General features: G+C 70.4%; 10 protein-coding genes. 3 read left to right on the top strand and 7 right to left on the bottom strand.

Annotated elements, in window-relative coordinates; genetic code table 11:
* The 4 genes from AOK24_RS14030 to AOK24_RS14015 all read right to left on the bottom strand — a co-directional run.
* Positions 1 to 830 (bottom strand): M56 family metallopeptidase (locus AOK24_RS14030; RefSeq protein ID WP_055720396.1); only part of this gene is annotated, 830 nt, incomplete at its 3' end.
* Between the two features lie 6 nt (positions 831 to 836).
* On the bottom strand, positions 837 to 1226 hold the full coding sequence (locus AOK24_RS14025) for a BlaI/MecI/CopY family transcriptional regulator (protein WP_055720395.1): 390 nt from the start codon (positions 1224 to 1226) through the stop codon (positions 837 to 839).
* Between the two features lie 79 nt (positions 1227 to 1305).
* A complete protein-coding gene (gene tnpB, locus AOK24_RS14020) occupies positions 1306 to 2763 on the bottom strand; it encodes an IS607 family element RNA-guided endonuclease TnpB (RefSeq protein ID WP_055720394.1) in 1458 nt (485 codons plus the stop codon).
* Positions 2760 to 3338 (bottom strand): IS607 family transposase, encoded by a 579-nt coding sequence (locus AOK24_RS14015; protein ID WP_055720393.1) that lies wholly within the window; start codon positions 3336 to 3338, stop codon positions 2760 to 2762. Before AOK24_RS14015 ends, tnpB begins: the two co-directional genes overlap by 4 nt.
* Positions 3339 to 3516: 178 nt before the next feature.
* Between AOK24_RS14015 and AOK24_RS14010 the strand changes: the two genes are divergently transcribed.
* Positions 3517 to 4092 (top strand): TerD family protein, encoded by a 576-nt coding sequence (locus tag AOK24_RS14010; RefSeq protein WP_055720392.1) that lies wholly within the window; start codon positions 3517 to 3519, stop codon positions 4090 to 4092.
* A gap of 383 nt (positions 4093 to 4475) precedes the next feature.
* The gene (locus tag AOK24_RS14005; protein WP_055720391.1) at positions 4476 to 5021 is read left to right on the top strand and encodes a hypothetical protein; all 546 of its coding nucleotides are present in this window, start codon (positions 4476 to 4478) and stop codon (positions 5019 to 5021) included.
* Positions 5022 to 5747: 726 nt separating this feature from the next.
* On the opposite strand, the gene AOK24_RS14000 is transcribed toward AOK24_RS14005, so the two are convergent.
* Complete coding sequence (locus tag AOK24_RS14000; RefSeq protein WP_079056805.1) at positions 5748 to 6269, bottom strand: hypothetical protein; 522 nt, start codon at positions 6267 to 6269, stop codon at positions 5748 to 5750.
* A gap of 305 nt (positions 6270 to 6574) precedes the next feature.
* Here AOK24_RS14000 and AOK24_RS13995 point away from each other — a divergent pair, with 305 nt between their 5' ends.
* Positions 6575 to 8170: a carbohydrate-binding protein gene (locus tag AOK24_RS13995; RefSeq protein ID WP_055720390.1), complete on the top strand. Its 1596-nt coding sequence runs from the start codon at positions 6575 to 6577 to the stop codon at positions 8168 to 8170.
* A gap of 159 nt (positions 8171 to 8329) precedes the next feature.
* Here the strand turns inward: AOK24_RS13995 and AOK24_RS13990 are convergent, their stop codons facing one another.
* Both AOK24_RS13990 and AOK24_RS13985 read right to left on the bottom strand, forming a co-directional pair.
* Positions 8330 to 9184 (bottom strand): LLM class F420-dependent oxidoreductase, encoded by an 855-nt coding sequence (locus AOK24_RS13990; RefSeq protein WP_055720389.1) that lies wholly within the window; start codon positions 9182 to 9184, stop codon positions 8330 to 8332.
* 57 nt (positions 9185 to 9241) lie between these two features.
* The coding region (locus tag AOK24_RS13985; RefSeq protein WP_055720388.1) for a HelD family protein at positions 9242 to 10612 on the bottom strand (1371 nt) is incomplete at its 5' end.

Here is a 10612-nt window from a genome sequence, read left to right as displayed (position 1 = left end):
AGCCCCACCCCCGTGAACACGGACGGCCAGTGCCGGACCAACGGGGCGGGACCCAGAAGTGCCGCCACCCGGCGGGGAATTGGGCCGGGCGCGGCGAACCCGGCGAGCGCGGGGACCGGTGCGCCACGGGACAGCAGCGCCGCCTTGCCGATCGCCCGGGCGACCGTACGGCGGCTGCCGATCACCGCCGCCGCGTCCTCGTCGGCCCAGCGTTCCGCCGTATAGGAGACGGCAGTTGAGAGTGGGCGCAGGAACGGGTTGGCGCGGGCGGCGAGTTGGACGGTGAGCAGGTACCGGTGGTGCCGCGCGGTGAGGTGCGCGCGTTCGTGGGCGAAGAGGGCCCGGCGTTCGGCGGGGTCGAGGCTGCCGAGGAGTGCCGTGGTGACGACGATGCGGTCACGGCGGGCGCCGGGGAGGGCGTACGCGTACGGCGTGTCGTCCCGTAGTACCGCTACCTCTGTGGAGGGAAGCCCGGCGAGCGCGCGGTGGGCGCGGCGGCGGAGGCGGAAGTGGCGCCAGGCGGTGCGGACACAGACTCCGGCTACGGCGAAGAGGGTGGGGATGGCGGCCTTGCCCGCGACCTCGTCGTAGGGGACGGCCGCGCGGACCTCGGGGTCGGACCATCCGTCGGGCAGGGGGTTGCCCGGGAGTTGCGCCGTTCCGACGACCATCAGAAGGGCCAGGCAGACCGTGCTGCACAGGGCCATGACCGCGGCCATCGCGGTGAGCAGGCGGGTGGCGGCACGGGGGTGGAGGTGTTGTTCGGCGAGGCGCGCTATGGGCCACGCCGTCAGGGGCAGGACCAGGGGGAGGAAGATGAAGAACCCCATACGGCGTCAGTCTTCCCCTTCGCTCCCGGTCTCGCCCAGCAGCTCCCTCAGCAGCCGCTCGTCGTCCGCGCCGAGGCCGGTGACGAAGCTGGCGAGCACCGCCTCGCGGTCGCGTTCGCCGTCGAGCACCTTGCGCATCTTCCGTGCGGCCAGGCCGGCTTGGTCGGACGCGGGCGTCCAGGCGAAGGAGCGGCCGGCGCGCTCGCGGGTGACGGCGCCCTTCTCCAGGAGGCGGGTGAGGATCGTGATGACGGTGGTGTACGCCAGGTCGCCGCCGAGGCGTTCCTGGACCCAGCCCGCCGTCGCGGGGCCGCCTGCCGCGCGCAGGGCCTCCAGGACGAGGGCCTCCAGCTCGCCCTGCCCCCGCCGCCGGGGACGTTGTTCGTGGTCCGTCACGCCCTGCTCTCCTCTCCGTTGCCGAGACCGTAGTTAGGTCTCAGTATCCCGGACCTTTCGGCCCGGAAGGTCCGTCACATCACCAGAGCGTGAGGGCTTCGGCTTGAGTACGGTCTCTCGTTTCCGTCTGCCGCTGGTGCGACGGGGTTGCGCCACCTGCCCGCCCCGCCTCCGCCTTACGGTGGGTGCGGGTGGCGCGGGTCTTCTGGTCGGCTCCACGAGGCTTCGGCACCACCGGGGTGGTGTCCTGGTCTCCGGCCACTCCGGTACCAGTCACTGCGATTGCCGCGAGCGCGGCGAGGTTGCGGGCCGAGTTGTCGTCCCGGTCGATGACCAGACCGCAGGCGTCGCATTCGTACGTCCGGATGTGCAGCGGCAGCTTGGCTTTCACCGCGCCGCACCCGGAACAGGTCTTCGAGGAGGGGTACCAGCGGTCCGCCACCACGAGGCGGGTGGCGTGGCGTTGGCGGGTCTTGCAGGTGAGCTGGTGACGGATCTCCCCGAATCCGGCGTCGGCGATCCGGCGGGCCAGGCGCCGGTTCTTCAGCATCCCGGCCACGTTCAGGTCTTCGACGACGATGGTGCCGTACTCGGCCGTGACGCTCGTGGTGAGCTTGTGCAGGGCGTCTTCGCGGAGGTTCGCGACCCGGTGGTGGACCTTGTTGCGGGCGGCGTTGGCCTTCTCCCACCGCTTCGACGGCTTCGCCCCGGTCCGCCGGTCCGGGCCCCTGCGCCGGGAGACGACACGGGAGGCCCGGCGCAACTGCCCCCGTGCCCGGTCGTAGTGCTTCGGGTTGGCGACGGTGCGGATCTCGCCCGTGCTGTCGGCCATCACCGCGAGGGTCTTCACGCCCAGGTCGATGCCGACCGCCACGTCCGGACGCGCCACCCGTTCGAGGTCGCGTTTGACCTCGGTCTGGAAGGAGACGAACCAGCGTCCACGTTCATGCCGGACGGTCGCCGACAGGACGCGTGCGGTCCCGGCCTCGACCCGGGCCAGGAGAGCCCTGGTGGGTTCATGGACGCGGATCATCCCGAGCCGGGGCAGCGTCACGTGCCGACCGTCGGTATCGACGCGGATCGTGCCCGTCGTGAACCGGCAGGACAGACGCGCCTTCCGCTTCGACTTGAACCGCGGCGCCCCCATCCGCTTGCCGCGCCGCTTGCCCTGCTGGGACTTGGCGTAGTTGTCGAACGCGGCCGACGCGTTCGCCAGACCGGTGGAATACGCCTCCTTCGAGTTCTCCTCCCACCACGAGGTGAACCGCCCGTCGGTGTACTTGGCCTGGTTGAACGCCTTCCGCAGCGACGGCAGCGACCACGGCCGCCACCCGGTCAGCTCCGCCCTGGCGATGCCGTACGTCTCCTCCGCACGGCGCTGCCACCACGAGGCGGTCACCCAGCCGACAGCCCAGTTGTACGCGGCACGCGCGGCACCGCAGTGCGAACGCAACGCCCGCTCCTGAGCAGCGTTGGGATCCAGCGCGAACCGGTACGCCTGCACCACGAACCCCGGCCGCGCCCGGAACCTCTTCACCCCGCCACCTCGCCGGTCGCCACCGCCACCGCGCGCACGGCCCGGTCCTTCGCCACCGCCCGCCTCCCGTACAGGCGCACGCACAGCGAGGTCAGCACCTCGATGACGTCCCGCACCAGGTCGTCGGCGGTCTCGGCGGGGTCGAGGACGACCAGACGTCGCCCGGACGCGGACAGGACGGCTTCGATGTGCTCGACACCGAACCGGGCCAGCCGGTCACGGTGCTCGACCACGATCACCGCCGCCTGCGGATCGGACAGAACCCGGTGCAGTTCACGGCGGGGCCCGTCCAACCCCGAACCGACCTCGGTCACGACCTCGGCGACGGCCAGACCCAGCCCGTTCGCACCGGCCACGACCCGGGCCGCCTGACGGTCAAGATCGGACTTCTGATCATCGGAGGACACCCGGCAGTACGCCACCACCCGCCCAGACGGTTGCACAGCGACCTCGTCGACCAGCCACGTCCCCGACGGCGCCTGACGGACAGGAACAGGCATCTTCCCGGCCTTCACCCACCGCCAGGCCGTCTGATAGCTCACGCCCTGCTGACGCGCCCACTCCGAAAGCTTCACGAAATCAAGATACACGACGATAGGTGACTATCAATGACTAGAAAATCCGTAGCAACCTTCACTCCATCCACCCCCATCTACTTCTACAGTGATGTAGATTTAATGGCCAGGGTCGATCCCCACGGGTCACCCTCGCGGCCTACGGTCGTAGCACCCCCATCCCGAGGAGGAGTTCGCAGTGGGAGTAACCCTGTCCAAGGGCGGCAACGTCTCGCTCAGCAAGGAGGCTCCCGGCCTCACCGCCGTCCTGATCGGGCTGGGCTGGGACGTCCGCACCACCACCGGCGCCGACTACGACCTCGACGCCTCGGCCCTGCTGCTGGACGCGAACGGGAAGGTCGCCTCCGACGCGCACTTCGTCTTCTACAACAACCTCACCAGCCCGGACGGCTCCGTCGAGCACACCGGCGACAACCTGACCGGTGAGGGCGACGGCGACGACGAGAGCATCAAGATCAACCTCACCGGCGTACCGGCCTCGATCGACAAGATCGTCTTCCCGGTCTCCATCCACGACGCCGACAACCGCGGCCAGAGCTTCGGCCAGGTCCGCAACGCGTACATCCGCGTCGTGAACCAGGCGGGCGGGCAGGAGATCGCCCGCTACGACCTCTCCGAGGACGCGTCCACCGAGACCGCCATGGTCTTCGGCGAGCTGTACCGCCACGGCGCCGAGTGGAAGTTCCGCGCCGTCGGCCAGGGGTACGCCTCCGGGCTGCGCGGCATCGCGGCCGACTTCGGCGTCAACGTCTGATACGCCGCCGGATGTACGGGGATCGCCTCGCGGGGATCACCTTGAGGAGACGTCTTCGGGCGATCCCTCGGGTGATCCTCGGGGTAGCTCTCGGGTAGTCCCCGGTTAGGTCTCGGGTACCCCCCCCCGGCCGACGCTCGGGGCAGCCCCTGGGGCGGCCCTGGGGGCGCACCCGGTCGGCCCTCGGGGTAGCCCTTTGGCCTGGCTCTGGGGTCGTACCCGGGTAGACCCCCGGGGGTACCCCACCCTGGGGGACGCCTGGAGGCGGCTCCGGAGTCGTACCCGTGTAGTTCCTGGGAGTGATCCCCGGCCGACCTCTGGGCGAACCCCGGAGCGGTCCCTAGGGTGATCCCCCTCCGCCCCCTTCACCACCGGGAGACCAGATGGCCGTCCCGCACCACCTCCGCCCGGAGGACCGAGCGGACTTCGAGGAGACCCTGCGCCTCGCACTCGTCAGAACGGGGCAACGCGCCCTGAAAGAACAGGCGCTGGCCGACGCCGACGTCATCTCGGCGGCGGCGGGAGCCGAGTACGCCGCGTACGTCGCCGTACGGCAGGACGCGAGCCGCCGGCCCGCTGCGCAGAACACCGCGCTGGCCGCCCTCGCCGTCCTCACGCCGATCATCTCCGCGACGTCGGCGGTCTTCCTCCTCCTCGTCGGCTACATCCTCCAACTCGGGGACGCCTCCGAGCCGTTGCCGACCTCCCTCATCACCGCGGGCTGGTTCCTCGGCGCCGTCGCCGTCCTCAGCACGCTCCTCGCGGTCGCCGCGTTGTTCCGCACGGCACTCCAGACCCGCCGTGGCCCCGCGTCACCGGCCGACATCGAACAGGCACGCCTGGAGTGGAAACGGGCACTGCTGGAGCGGGGGTTGGTGCCGTACCTGTCGGGGTCGGGGGACAACTCGGGGCGCACGGCGACTGGTTGACGTACACGCCGTGTACGGCGGCGAGTTGCCGCGTACGACGCGGGTGGTCCGGCGCGATCGAGCGCTGTGTGGCGGGGAGTTGCCGTAATCGGGCCGCGCCATGAGAAGCCCACGCGGCCGGGCAGCGCAGGTGAAGGCGCACTGTTCGGGGCCCGGCTGGGGGTCGCCTTGTTCGGACAGCGCCGCTGGAGGGCGCACCGGTAAAGGCAGCGCGGCTGGAGGTCGCCCCGTTCGGGAAACCCGGCTGGAAGCCGCGCCGTTCGGGCCGCGCCTCAAGAAGTCGGCGCGCTCAAGGCCGTAACGCAGGAAGCTCGCGCCTTCAAGCCGCGAAGGTAGGCGGTCGCCCTGTCAGGGCCGCATCGCAGAAGGCTTGCGTAGTCAGGCCGCGCGGCAATGAGTCGCGCTGTTCGGTCCGCATCGCGAGGGACCGACGTGACCAGTCCGCTCGGAGGAACCGACACGTTCAGACCGCGCGGCAGATGGGCGCCGAACTCAGGCCCCACCAAGGGAGGTTGGTGTCTCCGGCACGCCCTCCCCGGGCCCGTCCCCACACGCCGCGAGCCGGAGCCTGCTCGTGGCGGCTCCGGCTCGTTCGGCCTCAAGGGCTCGGGTACGCCCGGCACTCAAACGGCGCCCGGCGTTCAGGCACGCGCCGAGGGGCTCACCCGGTGTTCAAGGGCGCCCGCACTCGAAGGGCGCCCGGCGTTCAGGCACGCGCCGAGGGGCTCAGCCGTACACGACCACCCGAGGCTGGACCGTCCCGACCGCCCCGGGGGACGTGACGGTCAGGCGGTACACCTGGGTCAGCGTCTCGCCGGGCGCGAGGGTGTGCTGGGCGGTGGTGAGGTCCGTGTAGAGGGTGCCGGTCTGGGTGCCCGGCGTGACGGCGGTCCAGCAGCCGTCGGCCTTGCGCAGCTCCAGCTTGACGTCGGCGGGCTTCAGGAAGGGGCCCGAGTCCGGTGAGACGAGCAGGAGTTGGGGCGCGACGGTCAGGTCGGACGCGGTGGTGTTCGCGTAAGTGACCGTGAATTCATGGCGCTTGCCGTCGGTGGGGAGGGCGCTGGTCGCCTGGTCGACGAACTCGACCGGTATGGGGGCCTGTTCGGCGGCGGAGGCGGCGGTGGTCGCCGCCGGGGTGGAGGGAGCCGCGAGGGCGGGGGTCGCCGTGGCCAGGCCGCCCGCGAGGGCAGCGAGGAGGGCGAGGGAAGCGATTCTTGCCCCGGTGTGGGGGAACGGGACTTTCTTCACGGTGTTGTCCGGTCTCTTTCCGATTGGTCCTTCAGGGGTACTGCGGTAGTCCTACGGGACCGAGTATTCCTGAGCGCTTCCGCTCTTTGCCTTCGGGATGCCTGCCCGTTCACAGCGCAGGCCGACGCCGACCCATCTGAAGTTCACAAACATGGACAACGATCAAGTACATGACTCTTGACGCGTCCACACCATGAGCCTACTTTCCAGAGAAAGCGCTTGCTATCGCCCGGATACCCCAGATCCGGGAGCTCTACCTGTTCACGTACACACCCCGCAGTCATGTACTCGAACGGAGCCGCACGATGCACCAGCGATCTGCGAGAACAGCCGCCCTCGCCTCCTCCGCTCTCCTGGCCGGCACCCTCGTCGCCTTCACCGGCACGTCCCCGGCGAACGCCGCGACCGTCCGCCACGAGGCCGAGACCTCCCCGGCGGTCTGCACGGGAACCATCGACTCCGACTGGACCGGCTTTTCAGGAAGCGGTTTCTGCAACGGAACCAACTCCACCAGCGGATACGCCCAGTTCACGGTGAACGCGGCCGTCGCCGGGACAGCGACGCTCAACGTCCGCTTCGCGAACGGGGCTTCGGCCGCCCGCCCGGCCTCCCTCGCCGTCAACGGGACGACCGTGCAGACGCCGTCCTTCGAGGCGACCGGCGCGTGGACGACCTGGGTCACCAAGACGCTGACCGTCACGCTCAACGCGGGCAGCAACACGATCCGCCTGACACCCACGACGTCGGAGGGCCTGCCCAACGTCGACTACGCCGAGGCGACGACCACCGACTCCACGACGCCTCCCGCGACCGGCGCGATCTACGTCTCCCCGACCGGCACCGACAGCGCCGCCGGCACGCAGTCCGCGCCCACGACGCTCACCTCGGCGATCAGCCGGGTCACCGCAGGCGGCACGATCTACCTCCGCGGAGGGACGTACAACCAGTCCTCGACGGTGACCATCCCCCAGACCAGCAACGGGACTTCGGCCGCGCGGACCACCCTCACGGCGTACCCGGGTGAGACTCCGGTGCTCAACTTCTCGGCACAGAGCGAGAGTTCGTCGAACCGGGGGCTTCAGCTCTTCGGGTCGTACTGGAAGGTGTACGGGGTCGTCGTCGAGCGGGCCGGGGACAACGGGATCTACGTCGGCGGCAGTCACAACGTCATCGAGCGGACGATCACCCGCTACAACCGGGACACGGGGCTCCAGTTGGGGCGGATCGCCTCCTCCACGCCGAGCAGCCAGTGGCCCTCCGACAACCTGATCCTCAGCGCCGAGTCGCACGACAACGCCGACTCCGACGGGGAGGACGCGGACGGGTTCGCGGCGAAGCTGACGACCGGGACCGGGAACGTCTTCCGGTACGCCGTCGCGCACAACAACATCGACGACGGCTGGGACCTCTACACCAAGACCGACACTGGTCCGATCGGGCCGGTCACCATCGAGGACTCGCTCTCCTACAGCAACGGCACGCTGTCCGACGGCACCGTCAACTCCAACGGGGACCGCAACGGGTACAAGCTCGGCGGCGACGACATCGCCGTCAACCACGTCGTACGGCGCAGCATCGCCTACCGCAACGGCAAGCACGGGTTCACGTACAACAGCAACCCGGGGTCGATGGCCGTCTCCAACAACCTCAGCATCGACAACGCGACCCGCAACTACTCGTGGGACGCGGGGACTTCGGTGTTCCGCTCCAACACGTCCTGCCGGTACGCCGTAAGCGGCTCCAACGACAAGACGGTCGGGAACGCCGACAGCACGAACCAGTTCTGGACCGGCACCAACGGCTCGCGCTGCGCGTCGAGTTGGTCCGGGGCGTTGAAGTGGTCGTTCGCTTCGGACGGCAAGCTGGTGGTGACGCTGGGCGGGGCGGTCGTGACGCCGTGATCCGCTGATCGGCAATTCCGCGTGCGGGCCCGCCTGTTGTCGAGGCAGGCCCGCTCGCGGCGTCTTCGGAGGCGGCGCGGCCAGACAGGCGGCTCAGCCGGAGCGCCGCTCGGCTGGGGCGCTGGTCGGCTGGGGCGCCGAATCACTCCAGGAGGCCGCTCACCTCAGCGCAAGTGCCCGCGCCAACTCCCGGTATCCAGCAGCGGAGTTGCCTTCCCCGGCCTCGAGCAACTGCACCACCACATGGTCCGCCCCCGCCTCGACATGCGCCCGCAGTCCCGCCGCGACCGTCTCCGGCCCGCCCTGCACCACCAGGTCGGCGAGCAGCCGGTCGCTGCCGGGCGGGGTCAGGTCCTCGTCGCCGTAGCCCAACGTCCGCAGGTTCGCGGTGTAGTTGGTGAGCGCGAGGTAGGGGGCCACCCGTTCGACGGCCAACTCCCGTGCGCGTACCGGGTTCTCGTCCAGGACGATCTTCTGCTCGGTCGCCAGCACCGCGTCCTTGCCGAGGATTTCGCGGGCGCGGCGGGTGTGCTCCGGGGTGACGAGGTAGGGGTGCGCGCCGGCCGTCCGGTCCCCGGCGAGGCGCGTCACCTTGGGGCCGAGTGCCGCCAACACCCGGCGGCTGACTGGAACTTGGGCCTCGTCGAGGACGTCGAGGTAGTCGTTGAGCGCCTGGTACGGCCGTACGTACTCCTGCGTGATCTCACGGTGCCCGGCCCCGATGCCCAACAGGAAGCGGTCGGGGTGCCGTTCGACCACCCGGTGGTACGCGCGGGCCACCTCGGGCGCCGGGCTGGCCCAGATGTTCACGATCCCGGTCGCGATCACGATCCTCTCCGTCGCGTCCAACAGCCGTTCGACCGTGGCGAATTCGGAGACCGGGAGGTTCCCGAGCCACAGGGCGCCGAAGCCGAGCGCCTCCAGTTCCACGGCGAGGTCGGATGGCGTCTCGGAGATCCGCCAGACACCGTACGTACCGAGGTCGAGGGGCGCGGGATCACTGGTCGTCGTCATACCCGGGCCAACGACCCCACCCTCCCCCCTATTCCGACCTCCATCGAAATAATCGGCTCACCACGGCAGCTCCCTCCCGTGCACGACCTCCATCCGCGAAACCGCCCTGGTCAGCACCACGTACAGCCGGTGCCACCCCCGCTCCTCCCCTTCCACGATCGCCACCGGCTCGACGACCACGACGTGGTCGTACTCCAGGCCCTTCACCACCCCGGCCTCGACGACCTCGACGCGGTCGCCCAACACGCCCTGGAACTCGCCCACTTGGCCGTCGGCTACGACCACGCCCACCGAGCCCTCCGCCTTCAGCGCTCGTCGGACGGCCTCCGCCACCGCGTCGTACAGCTCCCCGGCGGAAGGGACCCGGGTGATCCTCAGCTCCCCGCCTCCGCGCAGAGATCGAGCGGCAGGGACCGTGACGTCCAGCCTTCCCAGGACCCGGTTCACCAGGTCCAGCACCACCCCGGGGACGCGGAAACCGACAGTAAGCGGTACCACAACGGCGTCGGGTTTTCCGAGGTGGCGCATCTGCTCGGGCCACGAGCGGGCCGCCCACGCCGTGGTGCCCTGGGCCAGGTCGCCGAGGACGGTCAGGGAGCCGAACTCGACGCGGCGGGCGATGGCGCGGCACTCCATCGGGGAGAGGTCCTGGGCCTCGTCGACGACGACGTGGCCGTACCCAGCGGGGTGGGTGATGAGACCTGAGAGTTCGTCCAGAAGGACCAGATCGGCGGCGGACCAGCGGACCGACTTCCAGGAGCGGGCCGGCCGCGTCCAGGCCAGCTCCGCGCACTCCCGGGCCGACAGGACGCCGTCGGCATACCGCTCCAACTCCTCGCCGCCGCGCAGGAGTTCGTACACCACCTCCTCCGGGCGGACCTTCGGCCACACCGCGTCGACGCAGCCGCCGACCGCGCGCTCCACCCGTCGTACCCAGGTGGCATTCCGGGTCCCGCTGCGGCGTTCCGCCTCGGCGCGCATCCGGACGACGATCCGCGTCCGCACGCGCTCGCGGCCGATCTCGTACGGCGGCTCCTCGGCGAGGACGGCCCGGACGATCCCAGCGACCTCGCTCGCCGGTACCCGCCAGCGGTACGACCCCTCCTGGACGACGGCACCCTGCGCGTCGTCCGCGCGGACCCTGCCGTACAGCGCCCGGCGTAGTACCTCCGCCATACGCGGGTCGTGCTTGAGGGCTGCGGCGGCGCGGGTGTCCGTGCCGGTGGCCGGGTGGAGGGCGATCTCTTCGAGGAGGGTCGACTGGCGGACGCCGGTCTCGCCGAGGGAGGGGAGGACCTCGGAGATGTAGGAGAGGAAGGTGCGGTTCGGGCCGAGGATCAGCAGGCCGGCGCGCTGGATGCGGCGCGGGTGCGTATAGAGGAGGTACGCCGCGCGGTGGAGGCCGACGGCGGTCTTGCCGGTGCCGGG

The organism is Streptomyces niveiscabiei, from assembly GCF_001419795.1.
In the GTDB taxonomy this organism is placed as follows: domain Bacteria; phylum Actinomycetota; class Actinomycetes; order Streptomycetales; family Streptomycetaceae; genus Streptomyces; species Streptomyces niveiscabiei.
Note: the sequence above shows the minus strand (reverse complement) of the source record. Positions and strands in the feature narration are given on the sequence as shown.

Excerpts from the sequence above, each read along its gene's own strand:
- AOK24_RS13995 (WP_055720390.1), top strand. The coding sequence starts at position 6,575 with ATGCACCAGCGATCTGCGAGAACAGCCGCCCTCGCCTCCTCCGCTCTC.
- AOK24_RS14005 (WP_055720391.1), top strand. The coding sequence starts at position 4,476 with ATGGCCGTCCCGCACCACCTCCGCCCGGAGGACCGAGCGGACTTCGAG.
- AOK24_RS13990 (WP_055720389.1), bottom strand. The coding sequence starts at position 9,184 with ATGACGACGACCAGTGATCCCGCGCCCCTCGACCTCGGTACGTACGGT.